This window comes from Labrenzia sp. ATLA3 (genome assembly GCF_057180185.1).
Map to the genome: position 1 here is coordinate 1 of NZ_JBXUKV010000005.1, position 22186 is coordinate 22186.

Consider the following 22186-nt stretch of genomic DNA (forward strand, 5'->3'; position numbering starts at 1 on the left):
TTGCAAAGTCAAGAACGCTCTGCTCGACGAGGATATCCGGCTGGTCGTTGGTACCGATGATGGTCACGGTGACCGGGCGCTCAACGAAGGACTCCGGGTCATTCTTGTCCTGGACCTTAAGCGTATAGTCGATCGTGAGGACATCGCCTTCGGCAAGGAAGTCGATGGCCTTGTCCTGGACCTTGTAGGAATAGGTTACCCGGCCCTGGTCGTCGAACTGGTCGAATGTCCAGAAGAAGAAGTTCGAGTCATTGGCAGTCAGGGCAGCGTAGATATCGCCCGGCATTTCCAGAATGTCGCCGGCACCGGAGGCCAGGGACAGGTTCGGTTCACTGATCTGGATCTCAAAATTGTCCGGATTGACGACTGTGTCCGGATCGTTGACCTCGAAGACCCCACTGCGGGAATGGACGAAACCCTGGTCCTCCGCATCCGGAAATTCCACGATGGGCAGGAAATTCAGGGAAAGGTCACCGCCGATTGTCGGAGCATCGTTGGTGCCGGTGACCGTAACCTTGAATTCGGCCTTGTCGCCCCCGACGACCTGATAAACGAAGGTATCGACACCTTCCTCGCCTTCGGCGAGACGGTTCGCTTCATCGGAATAGACGTAACTGGCATCGCCCGTTTCGACGTTCAGCAACAAGGTGCCGTATTTACCCTGCACCTCCAACAAGCCATCTCCATCAGGGACGGTATCGACGTTGACTTCCGCGCCACCGGCACCTTTGAAAGCCAGCTGGTTGATTACCTGGCCGCCTGTTTCGCCGAGTTCGTCGTCATTGCCCAGAACGTTGAAAGTTGCGGCGACTTCGGCTTCGTCGTCGTCGGAGGTCTCGGTGACGTCGATTGCATCATTGTGGGCGACGAGCGCACCATCCGTGACGCTGAAAAGATTGATATCGCCGACTTCACTGCCTTCGCCGAACTGAACCAGTTCGATGTTGTAAAGGGTCGTCGTGCCGGTGTCGTTTTTGATACTGACGGAACCGTCTTCGTTGGTTTTGATCTCGTAATCTTCGGCTTTGCCGGTGAACTGGGCGACGTCTTTGTTACCGCCGCGACCATCGATGACGTCACTGCCGCCATTACCGAAGAAAATGTTGTTCAGGCCGTTGCCGAGCAGAACGTCGCTGTTGACCGTACCGATGGCATTCTCGATGGATGACAGCAGGTCGATGTCACCACCCTTGCTCACGGCGATACCGCTGCGCAGGTCGATGAAGATGCCGTTCTCTGTTCCGTTCAGGTAGGAGTAGTCGATCGTATCTACATCGTCACTCCCGAGCAGGATGTCGATGCTGCCGTAACCGACAAGCATATCGTTACCGCTTCTGGCAAGAACGATATCAAGACCCGCTGTTCCTTCGAGCGGTACATCGGCACCCGTTGTTCCGTTAACAAAATTGATACTGGAAACATCCGGCGCCGGGTCGCTGCCATCTTCTTCGATGTAGGTACCCACGACGTCAATGTCGTTGACCGAAGAAGTATTGTTCTTGATGTCGGCCAGAGTTGCGCGGATTGAGTCAAAAAATTCCGATAGATTTATATTATTAGGCATTATTCCATTCCTCACTCGCTCCACCGGCTAACTGCGAGAGACAACCGGTGATTATAGAACGGGTGTCAAAATCACCCTTGCTGAAATGCGCGAGCAGGATTGTCAGACTGCTTCAAAATGAGCCATTCCCCAAATGGGGACTGCGCGGGTCAGAAAATTTTTTAACCATGTCTTTAGGTCAATTCCGCAAAAGCCGTAGCGTAATCAAGGGGTAGTGGAAATGTTTAGAGTTTCAATGCGTTAAGCAAAGTTAACGGGCGGTTCTGGCGCCTATCTAGGCATAATTAACTAATTATAAATTTTTTCGATGGATCGAAAAATTATTTGTTACCGCGCTGCGGGATTGATTCCCTCTTGGGTTGTGTGTACGATTGCATAGTTTTGATGCTGTTATTATTGATAATATTTACGTTGATTCAGATGTTGTCTTTTAGAAATGTGCGAGCAATTTGATAAACTTATCTCAGAATTGTACGAGGCTGTAGAAAGCAAGGAGCTGTTCTATTTAACTCTTTCGAAAATCGTTTCTTATCTTGAAGCATCCCAGTCTCACCTTTGTCTTCTTGGAGAGGGGAACTCATCGGTTGGACTGAATTTTACCGCAAATATGGACCCGGAATTCCTCAAGGAATTCCAAGAACATCATGTCAATCACGATTATCGGCTGAAGCTCATTGCCAAGGCGCGCATAGGGGAGGTCTTGATGGACGATCAGTTAACTACAGCGGACGGGTTACGTTCCAGCCCGATCCTCAATGATCTTTTTCCCAGGTCCGATGTGAACAGGATCATGGGCAACAACATCTCGGTTGACGGGGGGGCAGGGTGGTTTGGCGTCACAAGCCTTCGCAAGGACGGGGGGTTCTCGAAAGAGGTGGTGGCGGATTTTTCTAAGCTCGTCGTGCATGCCAGGAAGGCGCTTAATCTCCGGCAACTGCGGAATGAAGTCGCAGAGCGGGAGCAGGTTCACAGGTCCGCCAACGATTCGCAGACCCACGCAATCATCATGCTTGCCAATGGTGAGGTTGAATATGCGAACCAACTGGCAAGGGAAATGCTCGACCATGGTTTTGTGCGGATACAGAACGGCAGACTGGTCTGCCGCGATCCGGCGGAGCAAAAAAAGGTGGAGGCGGTTCATCGGCGTGTGCGCAACGGCGAAGCGCCTCTGGTGCGTCTTCTCGACAAGAAAACGGATTCGACCTATGCCGTTCAGGTGTTCAACCCGCTTCCCCGTTTCGTTGACGGGCGGCTGGAGCCGGCGCGCTGGGTGACCTACAAGATCGTGCAGCTCAATCCTCAGGACATTCTGTCGTCGCGGACGCTGGAGCGTATTGCAGAGTTCTACGGGCTGAGTGTCGGCGAAAGCGCGACAATTGCTGCAGTCATAGAAATGCAACCGCTGGCGGAGTATTCCCGCAGCAAAGGTGTTCAGCAGGACACTGTGCGGAAACAGTTGAAAGCCGCAATGACCAAGATGGGGGTCAATTCGCAGAAACAGCTTTTCCAGCTTTACGAGCGTTTCAAGGTCTTCGAATAAAGGCCCTGAAAAACCTCGGCTCTATTTAATTTAATGATATTCGTGTGCGCCCCTGTCTGTTTCCTTTGAAGATTTGGTGGCGTTTTTGAAGAATGCACAACAAGACCGGTCCGAACGGCCCGAAGGCCGTCCGGAGAGACTGCGTTATGGCTTCAGGTGTTCGCGGAACCATTCGACCGCTGGTTCGGACGAGGCGTCGAAATCATCCACATAGGCGTCGAAATGACCGCCGCTTAGCGTTACGAGCCGTTTTGGACCGAGAGCCTCCTCGTAGGCTTCCAGTGCCAGGTCGGAAACCGTGAGCACGTCGCCCAGGGCCACAACGATCATCATGGGTGTTGGGCTGACGTATTTGGCGTAGCTGATAGGTTCGTATTCGGTGAACATCTCGACGGAGCGCAAAGTCACCTCGTTGTGCCAGGATGGTGCACGTGTCTTGCCGGTCTCGGTGAACCAGGTCCAGCTGTCGGGTGTGGGCAGGGCGGAGGGCGCTGCCGGATCCTCGGCAACCACCGGGATCATCGCCGGCGGCTCACCGTTCATCCGAGCCCGGCGGTCATCATCGAACATCGCCTGCACACCGGCCAGATAGTCTGCGCGGATGAGGCGGCGCGCATTTCTGTGCCCGCTGGCCAGTGGTACCTGGGCGACGACGCATTTCACCCGTCGATCCAGCGCTCCCACCACCATGACGTGGCCACCGCTGTAGCTCGAACCCCATATCCCGATCCGATTTGCATCGGTTTCCGGCAGCGTTTCGGCCCAGGTAATAGCGTCCCGATAGTCGCGAACCTGTTCCCACGGGTCGATTTCGTAACGCGGCTCGCCGTCGCTTGCTCCGAAATTGCGGTTGTCGAAGACTATTGAGGCGAGCCCCGCAGCAGCAAAAGCCTCGGCGAAGCGGTCGAGGTACATTTCCTTCACGGCCGAAAACCCGTGTGCCATCACAATGGTTGGCACAGGTCCCGAAGCGTTGTCGGGTACATAGTGCCACCCGCGCAACGTGACGCCATCCTCTGTCTTGAACTCGATATCCTTGCGCATGTGTCTGCGTCCTCCCTTGCAGCTTCGATACCGGTTTCGCTGACGGTCCTCTCCCCGTCATCGGTCCGGCATCTGGTAAATTTCCCCCGTTCGCCTAAACTCGGAGAGCGGGCGAGACATCGGGAGGAGCGTATGTTGAGCCAAGGAGGAGGTTCGGTCTTGCCAGCGCATGCACCGGGACTTGATCATCCGCGCACAAAAAACGCCGAAAGGCGCGCCCGGGAGGAGACAAGACAATGGATGCCGAGACCTGGTCAACGCAATCCCTTCGTGGCCCTGTTCAATTCGAGGCCTGGCGTCATGCCTTGAGCCGCACGCACCTGGATTGGGATCTCAGATCCTCCGAAACGTCAGATTTCCACGCGGAAATTCGCGAGCGCATTCTCGATGGGATCCGCGTCGTCGAATGCTGTTGCGATCCCTGTGAAGGTTCACGCCGCAAACCCGAACTGTGCCACAGCGATGAGGCCTATTTCGGCGTGCTATTCGAGCTTAGTGGCCATGAGATCATTCGACAGGGAGACCGGCAGGCTGAGCTTTCGGCGGGGGACTTCGTGCTGTGGGACAGCGAGCGCGAAATGGATTTCAAGGTTACGAGCCGGCTGCACAAACTCACGCTGCTGATCCCGAAATTCCGGGCCAAGCGCCTGGACTGGAACATCGAGCGGTTTGCTGGAACCGTGGTCAAGAATTCGAGCGCCGTCAGCGGCATATCGGCCGAAGCGCTTCGGCGGCTGGCGCGAGACTTCACAACAATCGAGGAAAAAGAGGCCGAAGCTGTCATGCAGCCGATCCTGAGCCTCTTGATGGCCACGCTGACCACCCGGCAGGAGCCCCCTCCGGCGTCGCTTGCGCACCGGGACCACTTTGCTGCTTTTTGCCGCTTTATTCGGAACAACCTGGAAGACGGTCGCCTCGACCCCACAATGGTGGCCGAGGCGCATGGCGTTTCGCTGCGATATCTCCATACGGTGTTTGCGCACAACAACGACACGTGCTGCAACTTCATGCGGCGCGAGCGGTTGCGCCGCTGTCATGCGGATCTCTCGCGTCCGCATTGCCGCGACACGATCACCGAAATCGCTTTCCGATGGGGGTTCAACGACGCCGCGCATTTCAGTCGTGCCTTCAGGGCAGAGTTCGGCATCGCCCCCAAGACACTGCGCAAGAAATAGGACTATTTCCCGCCCTCCGGCAAAGGGGCGAATGTCAGAGGCGTTCCTGGGTAAACATTGAAGCCTTTGGGTATAAGCCCGAGCCTTGAAACGGGTCCGTTGCGTTTGCTTGGCACATGCACGCTGAGAGCAGCACCTGCGGTCTATCGCGCCGCGATGCGCTCGCAAAGCGCAGGCTGTCATCCCTTCGGATGAGGTTATGGCAACAACACGCCCCCCCTGGACCAGCCGCTTATCGCCGTTCGCGCAGTTCGCCAATCGACATGGCGGCCATATGTCCGTCTCTTGGTGAGCTCTAACGACGCCAAGGCATCAGACTGCGACACCGGTGAACACACCCGGGACGACCAGCTTCACTCTTCCGCGTAGTAGCCGACAACGTCACCCTCTGTGCTGACACCAAGCCCATTCAACTGCCGGTTCACGTAGTTGAAGTATCCAATGATCTGATTGGCTTCCAGGATCCGGCCGTCATCGACCCCTGAATTTCGAAGAGCGACAATATCTGCTTCGGCCATGTCCCCGGGATGAAGCGTCAGTTTCTCTGCATAGCGCAGAAGAGCCAGCTCTGGACCATCGAAGGCATCTTCGGGTTTGCGCTGTTCCAGTGCAGTCTCGACCTTTCGTGCCTTTTCGGGGTCGCCTATCAGATGGGCCGCGTTCTTCCAGTGGTTTGCATAGGAGTAGGCGCAGTTGTTGAGGCTCGACACATAGGAGCTGATGACCTCCTGAAACCACATCGGGATCGCATTCGACTCGTCGTGAAGACACGCGCGATAGAGCCTGATGTGACCGATCATGGTCGACGGACGGAGAGAATGAACCCGCATCACGTTGTCGACGGTGCCATGAGGCGTGCGGGCGAGCTCAAGCGCTGCTGTCAGCGTTTCATCGGCTTCTTCGTCGGAAAGCATGCGTATCCAGGCAGACATTATCTATTCCTCTTTTTCACAAGGGAGGGGCAGCGAAACACCGGTGTCGGCAAGCGCATCATGGGCGGCAATTGGGCAGCGTCTCCGTCACCATGCGGAGAAAGATCATTGCAGGCAGGATCGGCCAACTGATCAGGTGGGAACGCCCGGCCCAGCCGTCGAAAAGACAACGGATTTTCATACCGTCACCCTCCAAAGGGCAGACTTGTCCAGCCGTGCCTCTTGCTTTTCTCAGCACGGCCGCCCCTCTGGAGGCTCCTGTATCGCCAACGCCGAGGTTCAAGCCCTTTTTCCTGTAATGCGGTCCATTGAATTGCATTCAGATCGATCAATCAGGCGCTCATTGAATGGTCAGTTGCAGGTATTTTGCGCAGTTGGACCGTCGCCGTCTTTTTCACATTAGACACTACTTAACATAAACTGATAGTCTAAATAAGTGGCAATAACGAAAGGCGCGACATTGACCGACGCACCCGTGATCAGGGCCCGGAAACTCGACAAGTTCTACGGTGATTTTCACGCATTGAAAGGTGTGAGCATCAATGTTGAGAGAGGCGAGAGGGTGGTCATTTGCGGGCCGTCCGGCTCCGGAAAATCAACCCTGATCCGTTGCTTCAATGCGCTTGAGTTCCACCAGGGGGGCAAACTCTTCGTGGATGGCATGGAAGTCTACGAAGGGGCGAAAAACATAACCTTGCTGCGACAGCAGGTCGGGATGGTTTTTCAGCAGTTCAATCTCTTTCCGCATCTCACGGTCCTGGAAAATCTTGTGATCGGCCCGCAAAAAGTGCGCGGGATTTCGCGGAAAGCGGCGGAAGCGACCGCTCGCAAGTTCCTTGAGCGTGTGCGTATTCCCGATCAGGCGGACAAGTATCCTCGGCAGTTGTCGGGTGGGCAACAGCAGAGGGTGGCAATCGCGCGGTCTCTTTGCATGGAGACCCGGATCATGCTGTTCGACGAGCCCACGTCCGCGCTCGATCCTGAAATGATCAACGAGGTTCTGGAGGTCATGGTCGAGCTGGCTCAAGACGGCATTACGATGGTTTGTGTCACGCACGAAATGGGATTTGCGCGAAAAGTCGCCGACAGAATGGTCTTCATGGACGCTGGCGAGATCGTCGAAATGGCCGATCCAGACACGTTTTTCAATCATCCCCGCAGCGAGCGCTGCAGGGATTTTCTCGACAAGATCCTGGACCACTGATGGCCGGCGTCACGTCCTCAGAAAATGTCATGCCGTCTCGGCCCCCGCTGTCCCGCCGGGTGGCTGGATCAACCGGATTCGCACTTCTGATGTACGCGGGCCTTATGGGGTTAATCGTTTACGGTGCCTACTCCGGCGCTGCGCGCATGGGCTACAATTGGCAGTGGTACAACATTCCACGCTATATCTACCGGTTCACCGACAATGGGTTCCAGGCAGGGGAGCTCATTGTCGGCCTCGGTATGACCCTCTTTCTTTCGTTGGGCGCGTTTCTGCTGGCTGTCGCCATTGGTCTTGCCATGGCGTTGCTGAGGCTCTCGAACCTCGTCATCGGCAAATGGCTGTCCATCGCCCTTCTGGAATTTCTGCGAAACATGCCTCTGCTGGTTCTGGTCTATCTTTTCTACTACGTGCTGGGACCGATTTTTACCTGGAGCCGCATTACGGCTGCGGTCATCTGCCTGGGCGCATTCCACGGCGCATTGGTATCGGAGATCATTCGCGGCGGCGTCAAATCGGTCGCCCAGGGACAATGGGAAGCCGCAAAGTCCATCGGCATGACCAGGGGCCAGGCCTACCGCTACATTATTCTTCCGCAGGCGGTGCCCCTGATGCTGCCGCCCCTCACAAACGAAGCAATTCAGCTGGTCAAATCCTCCGCGATTGTCAGTGTCATTGCCGTTGCAGAGCTCACGACCGTGGGGCGCAACCTGGTATCCGACACATACATGAGCTTCGAGATCTGGTTCACCGTAGCGCTCATCTATCTGGCAATAACGCTGACGATGTCCTTCGGCGTTTCCGCACTCGAAAGCCGTATCGGACGGCATGAATAACAAGACATACGAGTCGTCTGACCGGAACCACCCTCCAGAGAAAGGAATTTGCATGAGACCGACAAGAAGAACCATAGGCTTGATACTGGCCGCAGCTCTTGCCGTTGTTGGCACTGGCCCGGCCTTCGCACAGTCCGCCACCCAGGCGTTGAGCAGCGAAAGCGTGATCGAATCCATAAAAAGCGAAGGGGTGATCAAGGTCGGCGTTTCGCTCTTCAAACCCTGGACCATGCGGGACGTCAACGGCGATCTCATCGGTTTTGAAATCGATGTGGCCGCAAAGCTCGCCGACGACATGGGGGTTGACGTGGAGTGGATCCCGACTGCCTGGGATGGCATCATTCCCGCACTGGTTTCAGGGCAGTTCGACGTGATCATCTCCGGCATGTCGATCAATCCGGCACGCAATCTGACGGTCAACTTTACCGATCCCTATGCCTTTTCCGGCCAGACCATTCTTGCCAACACGAAGATGACAGAGGGCTTTTCGCTTGAGGACTACAACAGCCCGGATGTGACCTTCGCCGTGCGCCGCGGCGCGGTCGCGGTTGAGATCATCGCCGCGACCTTTCCTGAAGCCAAAGTGGTCCAGTTCGATGACGAGGGAGCCGTGATTCAGGAGGTTCTCAACGGCAAGGCCCATGCGATGATGGGATCCGAGCCGGCACCATCGACCGAAGCGCGCCGCTATCCCGATGTCGTCAACGTGCCGTTTGATTATGCCTTCCAGGCGACGGGCGAAGCCTTCGCCATCCGCAAGGGAGATCCGGACGCGCTCAACTTCTTCAACAACTGGATCGGGGTCAACACCAGGAACGGCTGGTTGAAGCAGAGGCACAACTACTGGTTCCGCTCCGACGAGTGGGCCGATCAGATCCCGGAATAAACGATGCCACGCAACGGGAGCGGGACAGGCGGTCCCGCTCCAATCCGCAGTGAACGCACATCCGTGAAAGGACCAAGATGCGGCTTCTGAAACGACTTCACTGGGGTGACTGGCTTATCCTGGCGGTCCTGCTTTCGGCCGCCATCTTCTTCGCCTTTCAGACGGCCGAAACGCTCAATTACAAATGGCGCTGGCACCTGATCCCGAACTACATCCTGGGCTGGCATACCAGACGTCAGGAATGGTTCGCCAATCTGCTGCTGCAGGGACTGGCCGTGACCGTCAGGATCTCCATATGCGCCTCTTTGCTGGCAGTTCTTCTGGGCGTTATCCTCGGTCTTGCGCGAACGTCGCGAAACCTGACCGTCCGTCTGCTGGCGCGCACATATGTCGAACTTCTTCGCAATATTCCGCCGGTCGTTGTCGTTTTCATCTTTTTCTTTTTCCTGTCCCAGCCGCTCATCGAAGCCCTCGGTCTGGAGCGCTGGGCACGCGGTATCGCGCGATCGGAAAATAATGCGGTCTGGGTGTTTGTCTTCGGCGACATGCGCCTGTTTCCGCAGCTTGTTGCCGGAACGATTGTGCTCGCCCTGTTCGAAAGCGCCTTCGTTGGCGAAATCGTCCGCGCCGGCATTCAGGCCGTGCCGAATGGACAGCGCGAGGCCGCCAGATCTATCGGGATGAACTACTGGCAGGAAATGCGATACATCGTTCTGCCGCAGGCCATCAGAAAGGTCATCCCGCCGCTGGCGAACCAGTTCATTTCGCTGATCAAGGACAGCTCGATTGTGTCGCTGATCTCTGTTCAGGAGCTGACGTTCAAGACACTGGAACTCGTTGCATCCACACGGCTGATATTCGAGGCCTGGCTGACGTGCGCCGGGTTCTATTTTCTCATCTGCTTCGGACTGTCGCAGCTTTTTTCGCGTTTGGAAGAATGACCTGCCGGCGGCTTGAAAAGAGAGGCGTCCGTGATGGGGGCCTGTTCGCGCACTTCATCGTGCAGCCAGTTCCGAATGGCGGAAATGCGCTCGGACTCGACCGCGGCCTTCGGGCAAACGATCGAATAGGAGTAATGCGACGTCGCCAGCTCCGGAAACGGACGAACCAGGCGACCGGCTTCCAGTTCGTCGACCACCAGCGGTTCTCTGCCAAGCGCAACCCCGAAGCCGCGGACCGCGGCCTGCACAACCATGTTCGACTGGCCGAACTGCATGGAGCGGGCCGGTTGCGGCAAGCTCCAGCCCATCTCCTTCGCCCAGTTCTCCCACGTCGGCGGCAGACCGTCGCTCTGACTGACGTCATCGACAAGCAGCGTATGGTTCGCGAGGTCTTCAACGCAGTTCAAAGGGGTTTTCTGGAGCAGCTCCGGCGAACAGACCGGGAAGAGGCGTTCGTGCATGAGCGTCTCAACGTGCAGCCCGGGATACGTGCCGCTGCCATACCTGATGGAGACATCCGCCTCGTCGACCGCAAAATTCGGAGGGATCTGCGATGTGACGATCGACACCTCGTACTGAGGATGGCGAAGGTTGAAGTTGATCAGTCTTGGAATGAGCCAGATGTATGCGAAGCCGGGAAGCGCAGACAGGACAATCGTCAGATTAGGCTGATTGGCATCGCGGATCTCGTGACACACCGTCGCGATATTATTGAAGTTTTCCGCCACCGCCGCAGCCAGACGGCGACCGTCCTCGGTCGGTTGCGTGCGGCCCGGTTTTCGATCCACAAGCCTGCGGCCAAGCCATTCCTCGAGCGATTTGACCTGTTGGCTGACGGCACTCTGGGTGACGGCGAGTTCTTCGGCAGCGCGGGCAAAGCCTTGCAGTCGGACCACAGCCTCGAAGGCGCGCAACGCGGTGAAGGGCAAGTTCGAAATCATATTAGTTGTTCTAATGCCTGAATTAGAAGAGTTCAATTCACTGTCGCGTCAGGAGATCTGGCGTGGGCTGGAGACAGAGGCGGAAATCTTTTGTTTGCGAGAAGATCATGACCCAAATTGCCAGTAATCTGAGGCTCGGCGCGGAAAATCTGCTTACGAACTGCGCGGGCGTCCGTTCCGGCCAGAGCCTGCTTGTCATCGCGGAGGATCCGGCCTGCGGCATGTATGGCGAGGGGCTGGCCGATGCCATCGCGGATGTGGCGCGAGATCTTGGGTGCGACGTCACCGTGACGGTTCTGCCATTCGATCCAGGACAGGCCGACAACTCCGACGACATTCTGGCGTCCATGGAACCGCACGATCAGACGGTGTTCCTTCACCGCGTCGGCGATCAGTTGCGCTTCAGTTCGGTGCTGGCATCGAAGCGGCCAATCGTGTGTTACGCACTGGATCGTGAGATGCTCGCCTCCGGCTTCGGCCAGACGGATCATGGCGCGATGATCGAGCTCAAGAATCTCGTCAACCGGGCTCTGGCTGGCGCGCAGGACATTCACCTGACATGCCCGCTCGGGACGGACGTCAGGGGCGGCAGAGCGCAGTTTCCGAACTCCGGCAGCGACACATCTGTAGTCCGGTTCCCGCAATCCGTTTTCACACCGGTCCCGGGCTCGGGCTTCCGGGGAACGGTCGCGCAGGCGGGTTTTCTCGTTGGCACAGGTTCAAACTATTACGATCCCTATGGTGTGGAACTCAGGGACACGCTTTTCATCGCGTTTGAAGACGAGCGGATTACCGGTTTTGACGGCAGCGCCGAAGACGTCGCAGCCGCGCGCAAACACTATTGCCACGTAGCGGATCACCTCGGGATCGACCCCTGGGTCATGCACTCCTGGCATGCGGGCATTCACCCGGGATGCGCGTTCAAGGACAGCGCCGGCGCCAGTCTGGAGCGCTGGTCCGGTGGGGCATTCGGTAATCCCCGGCTGCTTCACTTCCATACGTGCGGCAACTATGCGCCCGGCGAGATATCGCTGAACATCGTGGACCCGACGGTCCTCATTGATGGCGTCCCGGTCTGGCAGGAGGGAAGGTTTTTTCCAGGCAGGCTGGCGGGCGGCGAGGACTTGCTCGACCGGTATGAACAGCTGGGCGCTCTTTTTCGCGCGCCTGCCCAGGAGATTGGTCTGTCGGCAAACGGACGCCTGCAGTTCGAGGCATAGCGGCGTCCGCGTGGGGCAGGTGTCGCGGCTGCCTCCTGAGACAGCGGCCCACCCTTTTTAAGCCTTGCGATAGCTGAAAGCTTTTTCGAAGCGCCAGAGAAGGTAGTCGCCGCATGTGATGGGATCGGCCGAGGCAGTCTCCGGTCCGAAGACATCGCGGGCATCGATTTGCGTTTCCGGGTTGGGGTCGTATGCCAGGACAAGCGACAGGCGTTCGCGTCCTGAGCTGTTTACCACCCGATGCGGCGTGGACTTGTAGGCACCGGCGGTCCAGCGTGCCAGAAGATCGGCCACATTCACAACCAGCGATCCGGGAACCGGCGGCGCTTCCACCCACTCGCCCTGAGCGTTTTCCACCTGCAGTCCGCCGACATCATCCTGGCAAAGGACCGTCAGCACGCCGAAGTCGGTGTGCGGTCCAACGCCGAACTGGTCTTTTCCCATCGTATCCGGCTGTGCCGGGTAATAAACGTAGGACGCGCGCGACAGCGGGCGGTCAGTGCTGCGCAGGAAAAAATCTTCCGGGAGGGAGAGGCCGAGCGCAAAGCCTCGCATGAGATGATAGGCGACTTCATGCGCCGCCTCGAAATACGCTTTCGAATGCTGCTCTAACTGGGGAACGAAGTCCGGCCACTGGTTGTTGCCCCGCAGTGGGTGTCCGTCACCTTCCGTCTGCGTGGAGGGTTCCCACCCCCAGATGAAACTTTCCTTCAGATCTGCTTTGGCGTCGTCCTGCATCTTGGCGCCGCCCTGACCGATCCAGCCCCGGTGATGGCTGGAAACGCGGACCGCGTCCTTGCGCTCATTATCTGCCCGGAAAAACGCATAGGCAGTCTCCCGGGCGGAGTTGATCAGCTCTTCCGGAATGCCATGGCCCGTGATGTAGATAAACCCGAGGTCCTTGCTTGCCGCGTGTAACGCGTCGGCAACCGCTTGAGGGTCCGTCCCGTCTCTCAACGGAGAAATATCAATGACTGGAATAACGTCTGCGCTCGTCTTCTTCGCTTCGGCATAGGTCATCTAGGCATTCTCCTCAATTTTCCGGACAGACAGGCATTGCGGCTGCGCTTCAATCTAGCACATTATTTTTTCTAATGCTTATCCTAATGAATTGAGGTCTGCCCGATATTTGAGCGGTCGCACCAGTCCGTTGCCACAGCGAGCCAGGGCGCCGGGTTCGCACCCGGTCTCAGGCACGAGCAAGCCCCGGCTCAAGGCAAAGGGAAGCAGCCAGACCGGTGCCCGGTCGGCTCAGCTTCGGATGAAAGGAAGTTACGAAACCCGAATGGCGCTATGTGTCCATCAGGATTGGTTCTGCAGTCCGGAGAGCGGTCAGATCGGGTTTCGGTACACCAAATCTTTCGTCGCCGGCGAAGATTGCTTCGATTTCCGCCGCAACGGCCAGAACCCCGAGGTCATCATTTTTTCTGCCGACAATCTGCAAGCCGAAGGGCATGCCGAAATCGTCCCGGCCCACCGGTATGGTGACGGATGGGTGACCGGCAATGGTCGAAGCGTAGGCTAGCGCCAGCCACTGATAGTAGCTCTCTGTCGCGACACCATCGATCTCGGCCGGATAAAGCTCGTGCCAGTCGCGTGGGCTGATCGTGACGGCAGGAGAAAGGACGTAGTCGCAATCGGCAAAGAAACGCTGCCAGTTCCTGTAATAGAGGCTTTGGCGGGTCATGGCGTCGGCGACGTCGAGCGCCGAATAGCCGAGACCTTCTTCCACATTGGCCATGATATTCGGCCCGAAGCGGCCAGGATGTTTCAGCGTATTGCCGTGGTGAGACCCAAGCATCATGACAGCGCGGAGGACCGCGAAAATCCGATCCGCGCCGGTACAGTCGGGTGCCGTTTCCTCTGCCACAGCAAAGAGCGGGCCGAGTTTCTCGACACGTTCGCGGAAAGCCCTGCGGATCACCTGCTCGGTCATTGCGAACCCGAAGTCTTCGGTAAAGCCGACTTTCAGGGAGCACAGGTCCTGGCGTGGCAGCGTCGCGAAATCGTCCGGGTTCCAAAGGGTCTTCCCGTCTATCACCGCCGTGAAGGGATCGAGGCTGTCGGGGCGTGCCATGACGGACAGCATCAGCGCCGTATCGGCGACCGTGCGGGCCATCGGGCCGGATGTTGGCAGAGGCATGAGGGCGGTGCCCCTAGTGTCGCCGGGAACGACGCCGGGAGACGGACGGAAACCGACGACACCGCAGAAGGCGGCCGGATTGCGCAAGCTGCCACCGGTGTCGGACCCGGTGCAAAGTGGTGCCATGCCGGTCGCAAGCGCGGCTGCCGATCCGCCTGACGACCCGGCCGCGCTCTTTGACGGGTCATGCGGATTGCCCGTCGGTCCGTAGACCGTATTGACGGTGTTGGCGCCGGCTGAAAATTCCGGATTGTTGGTTTTTCCGAGCACGACCGCCCCCGCGCGCCGCATGGCAGCGACAATGGCATCGTCCCTAGTGGCAATGTTGTCCTTGAAGATCTCCGACCCGAAAGTCGTCGGCAGGCCGGTGACATCGATCATGTCCTTGACCCCGAAAGGCAGACCATGCACCGGCCCGATGGGTTCGCCTTTCTGGACGGCTGCTTCCGCCTTCACGGCTTCGTCCCGCAGACGATCGAAATCCGCTGCCACGACGGCATTGATCGCAGGGTTGATCGCCTCGGTTCGGGCGATGCAGGCGTCTGCCAGTTCCACCGGCGACAGTTGGCGCCTGCCGATGAGTTGCCGGGCTTCAATTGCTGTTAAATCTGCGGGGTCGGACATTTTCAGAGATACCTCAGGCGGGCAGGAGAAAGGTCGGGGACAGGAACCTTGCCGGTTATCATTTCTTCGGCGAGCATCGTTGCGGTGGTCGGACCGAGGGTAAACCCCTGATGGCCATGGCCGAAATGGAACCACAGACCCTTGTGACGCGGAGCCTTGCCGGCAAGTGGGAGCATGTCCGGCATGCAAGGCCGACTGCCGAACCAGGCTTTCGTCTCCACCGGTGTTCCGAGATCGATCACGTTGACCGCGGCGATGGTGCTTCGTCTCAGCTGGACGGGCGAGGGCGGTGCATCGAAGGACGCAAGTTCCGCACCTGTCAGCACCCTCAGCCCCTGTTGCATGGGCGAAAGCACGGTTGCACTTTCAGCCAGGACCATTGGTGTGTTCAAGGTGCCGCCACCGGTAAAGTGACGATGATAACCGCGCTTGCGCAAAAGCGGGATGTCATAGCCGAAACGCTTGAGCAGCCCGGCCGACCAGGGCCCAAGGGCAATGACGGCTTCTCTTGCCGACACCCGCCCATCGGACGCGGTGACGGACCAGCCATCGTGCGTTTCGCAAAGGGTGGTTGCGTCCGCGGTGACGATACTGCCCCCACGGGAGACGAAAAGTCTTGCATAGGCCTGCGTCAAGCCACCCGGGTCTGCACAGCTCCAGGTCTCGGGCCAGTGAACAGCCCCGGCCAGCCCAGGTTTCAGATGGGGTTCGGCAATCGCAAGGTCGGCAGCAGACTGGAGGGCGACTTTAACGCCGTACTCGTTGGAAACGCGTCCTGCCTCCACGGCGGAGGCATTGAACGCTTGCTGCGACAGGTAAACAAATCGAAGACCGGACCTCCGGATCAGATTGTCGGCACCTGCGGCAGCGATCAGCGGAGCATGATCGGCACTCGCACGCCGGACGAGCCCGGCATAGGTCCGGGAAATCGCCTTGTGCCGGGCAGGAAGGGAAGCGCGATAATACTGCCAGAGAGGGCGAAGATAGGACGGCAGCGCGGTCAGGTGATAGTTGACGTCATTGCTGCGCTTGAACGCGATCTTGAGAAGCGCGCCCAGGGCGAGGGGCAGGGGATAGGGCTCCACGGCTTCGGTCTGAATGACGCCGGCGTTGCCGTAGCTGGTTTCCTGCCCGGCTTCCCGCCTGTCGACAAGGATGACAGTGCGTCCGGCTGCCTGCAGCGCCAGGGCGGTGCTGACACCGACCATGCCGCCACCGAGAACCAGAACGTCCGACATTGTTACCTCTTCTCAGCTCGCTACGAGGCTAGGCCGGGCCGGCCAGCCTCGGTGTCACCTATATCCCAGAAAAGACCGGTCATCATTCGCAGGGCTTCACGGCTCGTAGACATGAGCAGGTGCTCGTCCGGGGCATGTTGAGAACAGCCCGGATAGGAATGGGGCAGCCAGACTGTCGGCAGGCCGAGCGTTTCGGAAAAACCTTCGTTGGGAATGGATCCGGCGAGATTGGGCAGAAGCACCGGTTTCTTGCCCGTCGTGCCCTCAACGGAAGCGGCAACCCGCAACACCCAGGGATGCGAGGGATCGAGACGCGTCGCATGGAAGCTGCCAAGCTTCATCGGTACGATCTGCACGTCATTGAAGCCCTCGCGGTCGAGGTGTCGGCGAAGAGCCGGCAGGATGTCCTCCGGGTCGGTGCCAACGACATAGCGAAGCTGGCAATGGGCCGTAGCCCAGCCGGAAATGGCATTCACCGGGGCTTCCGGTACGCCGCTCTTCTGCGCCAGCACCGCAAAGGAATTCCAGCCGAACACGCGTTCTGAGGGCGTCAGGCTTTCTTCACCCCAGTCCTCGTCGATGGAGGGACCCTCGAACCCGCCGACCGGGCAGCCTTCAAGAGCCTCGCGGATATCGGGCGTCAGGCTTGTCGGGCGCCATTCCAGCAATCTGATCTGGCCGCGGCGGTCGACGATGGAAGAAAGGGCGTGTGCCAGGACAATCGCAGGATCTTTCAACAACCCGCCCCAATTGCCCGAATGATGCGCACCGTCGCGATATTCAACGCGCAGGTCGAAATTCACCGCCCCCCGCGATCCCATGAACAATGTCGGTTTTTCAGGATGCAGACGCGGTCCGTCGGACGCGATCAGGACATCGGACTTCAGGAGGTCCTTGTGGGCCGAAAGAAGCTCGACCAGCCCGGGCGAACCGCATTCTTCGGCCATTTCCAGAATGATCTTCGCATTAAAACCGAGAGCGCCACGCGTTTTTATGACCGCGCGGAGCGCTGCGATGTTGATCAGGTGCTGACCCTTGTTGTCCGCTGTTCCGCGGCCATAGATTTTGTCTCCTTCGACAACCACCTTGAACGGGTCCAGGCCCTCGCGCCACTGGTCCGCCTGGGCGCGGATCACATCGCCGTGCCCGTAGATCAAGATGGTCTCGAAATCGGGATTTTCGATCCGTTCGGCATAAAGAAACGGAAGATGGGGTGCCTTCGGATTTTCCAGGATACGGCAGGTGAAACCGATGTCATTCAGCATGACGATGGCGGCTTCGTTCAGGTAACGGAAAAGGTCGTCCCGCCGGGACTCTTCCTGGCTTTCGGTCGGAAAGGAAACGAGCCTGGATAGTTCTTCGACAAAACCACCCTGATCGGCGTAGGCTTCAATGTCATTAAGTGCGGATGCGCGGGATGTCATGCTGATTTAATTTCCTTTTCGGCCACGGCATCGCCCCAGGGGGACATGATTTCCGTGCAGCCGGTATTCATTCCATTTTCGCGCATCACCCCGGCGGGGCAGGCGAAAGCATAGGGATAGACCGTGCGCTTGGCCGTGACAGTCGGCTGTATCTTCTCCAGCGAGGCGAGGATCTCGGGGGCCAGGTCTTCGTCTGCGATGGTGATCTCTGAACCGGAGTTGTCGACGCGCGGTTGGTGGAATGCGCCCTCCAGATCCAGTCCGAAATCCATCATGAAGGACGTCAGATTGAGAACCGCAGGCAGAATCTTGCGCCCGCCCGAAGCGCCGATGGCAAAGCGCCGGCCGCCAATCTCGCCGAGCGTCGGGCAGACATTCATCAGGCAGCCCTTGTCGGGCGCGAGTGAATTCGGTTTGCCGGGTTCCGGGTCGAACCACATGATGCCGTTGTTCATGAGAAGACCCGTTGAGGGGGACACCACACGCGACCCGAAGATGGAAAGCAGGGTCTGGGTGACTGCGACCATGTTGCCATCCCGGTCGACAACGGAGAAATGGGTCGTGCAGGACGGCGCGTGCGGCGCATCCTGATCGCCCATGGTCTTCAACCGGTTTCTGTAGGTGGTCCCGAGCGCGTCGACCATTGCGCCATAACTTGCGCCATCGGGCGAAGCGCCCGGCTCAAAGGCCTGTTGCATCGTGGAGAGGCACTCCGCGAGGTTCGGCCCCGCCGTCAGGCCTTTGGAAGCATGCACCATGCCGCCGCGATAGGGAACACTGATCGCGTCCCGCAGGTCAGCCCGATAGGCCTTCAGGTCGGCGAGGCTCAGCGACCCGCCTTTGGCGCTGACGTCCGCGACCATGGCCCTGGCAATGTCGCCTTCGTAAAAATCGCGCGCGCCTGCGTCGGCAAGCCGTTGCAGCGTTTGGGCCAATTGGCCCATATCGAGCCTTTTCTGGGAAAGTGCGGTCCAGCCGGCAATGGTCGGCCATTGCCCGTCCTCAAGGAAGAGCTTCGCCGCATCTGGATCCTTGGCCAGTTCACGCGTGGTGGAGGCAATGATCAGGGAGGCGTACCAGTCGACCAACAGGCCTTCTTTTGCAAGGCTCACGGCCGGTGACAGCAAGTCCTTCCAGCCGATCCGGCCGAAATTCTTGTGTGCCAGTTCCATGCCGGCGACGGTGCCGGGAACAGCAATTGCGCTGGCGCCCTGGACATTCCGGTCGTCCTTCACCGAGAGCCATGGGAAAAGGTCGGAGGACTTGCCCGAGCCGTCCAGCGGATAGTCCGCAGGATCGAGCGCTTTTGGAGACCGCATGCCGAAGAACAGCGTGTAGGCCTTCTGCTCGGCCTCGCGCCAGATCATCATGCAGCCGCCGCCGGCCGGCCCGCTCATCCAGGGTTCGACGACGCCAATCGCAAAGGAGGTCGCAACGGCCGCGTCCATGGCATCGCCGCCGCTTTCCAGAATGGCGGCGCCGACTTCTGCCGCCTTGCGGTGCTGGGCCGCGACGACACCGCCGTGGGTGGCGGTGACGCGTTTGCGGACGTTCTGGGTCGTGGAGAAATTATTCATCTGATCTTGGTGTCAAACTGGCTGGAGGGAAAGCCCGTCTGCACTCTTCTTGTAGAAATGGCAGTCGACGTGAGACGCACCTGCCTGGATGTGCGGGGGGGCTTTTGAGGCGCAAAGGTCCGTCGCCATCGGGCAGCGGGGATGAAAGTGACATCCGGATGGAGGGGATATCGGATTTGGAAATGTGGCACCCAGGTGAATGTCGGGAACTGAGAGCGAGGGATCGGGTGTCAGAACCGAATCCAGCAGTGCCCGGGTATAGGGATGTTTCGGACCGGCAAAGAGATCGGCTGCCGAGGACTCTTCGACGATCCGGCCGAGATACATGACCGCGACGCGGGTCGCAAGATGCTCGACGACCGCCAGATTGTGGCTGATAAAGAGATAGGTGAGCCCGAGCTCCTCGCGAAGATCGGCAAGCAGGTTCAGGATCTGCGACTGGATTGACACGTCGAGCGCAGAGGTTGGTTCGTCGCAGATGACGATTTCCGGATTGATCACCAGAGCGCGGGCAATTGCGACACGCTGGCGCTGGCCGCCCGACAGCTGGCCGGGGTAGCCCCGCCGAACGCGTTCGGGCAGGCCCACGAGATCGAGCATCTTTGTAACCGCCTGGCTGCGAGACGCGCTGTCGCCGATCTTGTGGACCACCAGCGGCAGCGAAACGATTTCCTCGATGGACTTTCGCGGGTTGAGTGAGGAATAGGGGTCCTGGAAAATCGGCTGGATGCGTCGGGCCAGCAGTTGCCGATCGCTCGGACCGATCTCCTTGCCATCCACCAGAACTTCGCCGCTTGTCGGGCTCTCCAGTCCGAGCAGGATCTTGGCCAGGGTCGACTTGCCGCAACCCGATTCCCCGACGAGGCCCAGAACGTCCTTCTTGTGAATGCGCAAGGAGACGCCGCCGAGTGCCTGCAGCGGTTTCGGCTTGGAGAACATGCCCTGTTTGACCTGATAGGTCTTGGTGATGTTGGTGAGCTCCAGCACCGGTTCACGGTTTTTCATGCCTGACATCACGCCACCTCGCTGGTCAGCTGGGTATGAATGCATCTGTACTTGTGCTCACCGCCGGCAGAGCGTTCGGGAACGGTCGAGGCGCAGGCCTCAATCGCTTGGTTGCAGCGGCTGCGGAACGCGCATCCGGAGACATCGCCGATGAGGGATGGAACGATCCCCGGGATGGAACCGAGCGGTTCGCCCGGTTTGGTCTTTCCAGGCACGGGAATACAGTTGAGCAGCCCGCGGGTATAGGGATGAGAGGGGGCGTCGAAAATCTCCTTGGCGGAGCCGCTTTCCACGATCTCGCCGGCATACATCACGGCCACCTTGTCCGCGATGCGCGCGACCACGCCGAGGTCGTGGGTGACGAGGATCAGGGCCATGTTCATCTCTCGTTTGAGGTCCGCAAGCAGGCGCAGGATCTGAGCCTGGATCGTCACGTCGAGGGCTGTCGTCGGCTCGTCGGCGATAATCAGATCCGGTTCGCACATCAGCGACATGGCAATCATCACCCGCTGGCGCAGACCGCCGGAAAGCTGGTGTGGAAATTGCCGGAGACGGCTTTCCGCCGCCGTGATACCGACCTTGCCGAGAAGGTCGGCTGCCCGGGCCATGGCCTCCCCTTTCGATACCTTGCGATGCAGGCGCAACGCTTCGCAGAGCTGATCGCCGATCGTATAAGCCGGGTTGAGCGAGGTCATCGGTTCCTGGAAGATCATCGCCATGCGGTCGCCCCTGAGCGCCTGCATTTGCCTTTGCGGCATCGATCCGAGGTCACGGCCTTCGAATTCCATCTTGTCGGCGCGGACCTGCAGCCGTTTCCCGAGCAGACCCATGACGGCAAGCGATGTCAGCGATTTGCCCGATCCCGATTCACCGACGATGCAGAGGGTTTCGCCACGGTTCAGCTTGAAATCGATACCGCGCACCGCATGCAGCGTGCCGCCGCTGACGGGGATGTCGACTGTCAGGTTCTTGACGTTGAGAATGGGGTCGTTCATCCCTTGGCCTCCGGTGCAGTGACATCGCGCAGCCCGTCTCCGAGGAGATTGATCGCTAGAACCAGAAGGAAGAGGGCAATGCCTGGAATGGTGATCAGCCAGGGCTGGAACAGCATCATTTCCTTGCCTTCTGAAATCATCAGGCCCCAGGAAGGCGTGGGGGGCTGAACGCCCAGGCCCAGAAAGGAAAGCGCAGCCTCCAGAAGAATGGCGTGCGCCATTTCAAGCGTCATGACCACGATGAGGTTGTTGGCCACATTGGGCATGATTTCCGAAAGCAGGATGCGCGGCGTGGAGCAGCCGATTGCGCGGGCCGCATTGACGTATTCCAATCCACGTATCTGCATGACGGACGAACGCATGACGACGGCAAAGCGGTCCCATAGCAGGAAGCCCAGCACGAGGATGACGATCTGAAGCGAACCACCGAACAGGGCAACGATGGCAAGGGCCACCAGAACCACCGGCATTGCGAGGCGCACGTTGATGAGGAACGTCACCGCAAGATCGACTTTGCCGCCGAAATAACCGGCAGCAACACCAAGCGCGGTGCCGATGAGGCCGGAGATAAGGGCTGTGACCAGACCGATCAGCAGCGATATGCGGGCACCGTAGAGCAGGCGAGCCAGGTAGTCACGGCCGAGCTGGTCGGTGCCCAGCAGATGGGAAGGATCAGATCCGGCCATCCAGAAGGGCGGTTTCATTCTGGCTGCGAGATTTTGCGTATAGGGGCTGTGCTCTGCCAGCAGCGGAGCGAAGACTGCCGCTGCGACGACGATGCCGAGGACGGCGAGGCCGAACAGAAGGCCGTAATGCCCGAAGACGCGGCGGCGAAGCAGGACGCTGCGGCTGACAGCGACGATGCTTTCTGAGGTTTGTGCGGAAGCGCTCGTCATA

19 protein-coding genes are annotated in these 22186 nt (G+C 58.8%); 7 read left to right on the top strand and 12 right to left on the bottom strand.

The window, feature by feature from the left end; all coding sequences use genetic code 11:
- A partial coding sequence (locus tag AC2A6O_RS14280) for a VCBS domain-containing protein (protein WP_498927997.1) occupies positions 1 to 1564 on the bottom strand: 1564 nt, incomplete at its 3' end.
- A 436-nt stretch (positions 1565 to 2000) separates the two neighbouring features.
- On the opposite strand from AC2A6O_RS14280, the gene AC2A6O_RS14285 reads away from it, so the two are divergent.
- Positions 2001 to 3104: a helix-turn-helix transcriptional regulator gene (locus tag AC2A6O_RS14285; RefSeq protein WP_498927999.1), complete on the top strand. Its 1104-nt coding sequence runs from the start codon at positions 2001 to 2003 to the stop codon at positions 3102 to 3104.
- A gap of 144 nt (positions 3105 to 3248) precedes the next feature.
- Here AC2A6O_RS14285 and AC2A6O_RS14290 read toward each other — a convergent pair whose 3' ends face one another.
- Entirely contained in the window at positions 3249 to 4148 is a 900-nt protein-coding gene (locus AC2A6O_RS14290; protein WP_498928001.1) for an alpha/beta hydrolase, read from the bottom strand.
- A 236-nt stretch (positions 4149 to 4384) separates the two neighbouring features.
- On the opposite strand from AC2A6O_RS14290, the gene AC2A6O_RS14295 reads away from it, so the two are divergent.
- Positions 4385 to 5323, top strand: coding sequence for an AraC-like ligand-binding domain-containing protein (locus tag AC2A6O_RS14295; RefSeq protein ID WP_498928004.1), 939 nt, complete (start codon positions 4385 to 4387; stop codon positions 5321 to 5323).
- A gap of 353 nt (positions 5324 to 5676) precedes the next feature.
- Here the strand turns inward: AC2A6O_RS14295 and AC2A6O_RS14300 are convergent, their stop codons facing one another.
- Positions 5677 to 6255 (bottom strand): peroxidase-related enzyme, encoded by a 579-nt coding sequence (locus AC2A6O_RS14300; RefSeq protein ID WP_498928006.1) that lies wholly within the window; start codon positions 6253 to 6255, stop codon positions 5677 to 5679.
- Positions 6256 to 6715: 460 nt separating this feature from the next.
- Between AC2A6O_RS14300 and AC2A6O_RS14305 the strand changes: the two genes are divergently transcribed.
- The 4 genes from AC2A6O_RS14305 to AC2A6O_RS14320 all read left to right on the top strand — a co-directional run bounded on the left by AC2A6O_RS14305 (position 6716) and on the right by AC2A6O_RS14320 (position 10122).
- Entirely contained in the window at positions 6716 to 7459 is a 744-nt protein-coding gene (locus AC2A6O_RS14305; protein ID WP_498928008.1) for an amino acid ABC transporter ATP-binding protein, read from the top strand.
- Positions 7460 to 7488: 29 nt separating this feature from the next.
- Positions 7489 to 8295 (top strand): amino acid ABC transporter permease, encoded by an 807-nt coding sequence (locus AC2A6O_RS14310; protein WP_498928010.1) that lies wholly within the window; start codon positions 7489 to 7491, stop codon positions 8293 to 8295.
- Between the two features lie 52 nt (positions 8296 to 8347).
- Positions 8348 to 9181, top strand: coding sequence for a transporter substrate-binding domain-containing protein (locus tag AC2A6O_RS14315; protein WP_498928012.1), 834 nt, complete (start codon positions 8348 to 8350; stop codon positions 9179 to 9181).
- Positions 9182 to 9258: 77 nt separating this feature from the next.
- Positions 9259 to 10122 (top strand): amino acid ABC transporter permease, encoded by an 864-nt coding sequence (locus tag AC2A6O_RS14320; RefSeq protein WP_498928014.1) that lies wholly within the window; start codon positions 9259 to 9261, stop codon positions 10120 to 10122.
- Here AC2A6O_RS14320 and gcvA read toward each other — a convergent pair.
- On the bottom strand, positions 10068 to 11063 hold the full coding sequence (gene gcvA, locus AC2A6O_RS14325) for a transcriptional regulator GcvA (protein ID WP_148583832.1): 996 nt from the start codon (positions 11061 to 11063) through the stop codon (positions 10068 to 10070). The two genes, AC2A6O_RS14320 and gcvA, sit on opposite strands and share 55 nt — an antisense overlap.
- A gap of 107 nt (positions 11064 to 11170) precedes the next feature.
- Here gcvA and AC2A6O_RS14330 point away from each other — a divergent pair, with 107 nt between their 5' ends.
- A complete protein-coding gene (locus tag AC2A6O_RS14330) occupies positions 11171 to 12283 on the top strand; it encodes a hypothetical protein (RefSeq protein ID WP_498928016.1) in 1113 nt (370 codons plus the stop codon).
- Positions 12284 to 12340: 57 nt separating this feature from the next.
- Here AC2A6O_RS14330 and AC2A6O_RS14335 read toward each other — a convergent pair whose 3' ends face one another.
- The 8 genes from AC2A6O_RS14335 to AC2A6O_RS14370 all read right to left on the bottom strand — a co-directional run bounded on the left by AC2A6O_RS14335 (position 12341) and on the right by AC2A6O_RS14370 (position 22185).
- Complete coding sequence (locus AC2A6O_RS14335; protein WP_498928018.1) at positions 12341 to 13303, bottom strand: isopenicillin N synthase family dioxygenase; 963 nt, start codon at positions 13301 to 13303, stop codon at positions 12341 to 12343.
- A 271-nt stretch (positions 13304 to 13574) separates the two neighbouring features.
- Positions 13575 to 15050, bottom strand: coding sequence for an amidase (locus AC2A6O_RS14340; protein WP_498928020.1), 1476 nt, complete (start codon positions 15048 to 15050; stop codon positions 13575 to 13577).
- Positions 15051 to 15052: 2 nt separating this feature from the next.
- On the bottom strand, positions 15053 to 16288 hold the full coding sequence (locus AC2A6O_RS14345; RefSeq protein WP_498928022.1) for an NAD(P)/FAD-dependent oxidoreductase: 1236 nt from the start codon (positions 16286 to 16288) through the stop codon (positions 15053 to 15055).
- 20 nt (positions 16289 to 16308) lie between these two features.
- A complete protein-coding gene (locus AC2A6O_RS14350) occupies positions 16309 to 17712 on the bottom strand; it encodes a M20 family metallopeptidase (RefSeq protein WP_498928024.1) in 1404 nt (467 codons plus the stop codon).
- Positions 17709 to 19289, bottom strand: coding sequence for a gamma-glutamyltransferase family protein (locus tag AC2A6O_RS14355; RefSeq protein WP_498928026.1), 1581 nt, complete (start codon positions 19287 to 19289; stop codon positions 17709 to 17711). The genes AC2A6O_RS14350 and AC2A6O_RS14355 overlap by 4 nt, the downstream gene beginning before the upstream one ends.
- Before the next feature lie 12 nt (positions 19290 to 19301).
- The gene (locus AC2A6O_RS14360) at positions 19302 to 20303 is read right to left on the bottom strand and encodes an ABC transporter ATP-binding protein (protein ID WP_498928028.1); all 1002 of its coding nucleotides are present in this window, start codon (positions 20301 to 20303) and stop codon (positions 19302 to 19304) included.
- Positions 20303 to 21289 carry an ABC transporter ATP-binding protein gene (locus AC2A6O_RS14365; RefSeq protein WP_498928030.1) on the bottom strand — a complete coding sequence of 329 codons (987 nt, stop codon included), beginning with the start codon at positions 21287 to 21289 and terminating at the stop codon, positions 20303 to 20305. The genes AC2A6O_RS14360 and AC2A6O_RS14365 overlap by 1 nt, the downstream gene beginning before the upstream one ends.
- A complete protein-coding gene (locus AC2A6O_RS14370; RefSeq protein WP_148583841.1) occupies positions 21286 to 22185 on the bottom strand; it encodes an ABC transporter permease in 900 nt (299 codons plus the stop codon). Before AC2A6O_RS14370 ends, AC2A6O_RS14365 begins: the two co-directional genes overlap by 4 nt.
- Position 22186 lies beyond the last annotated feature (1 nt).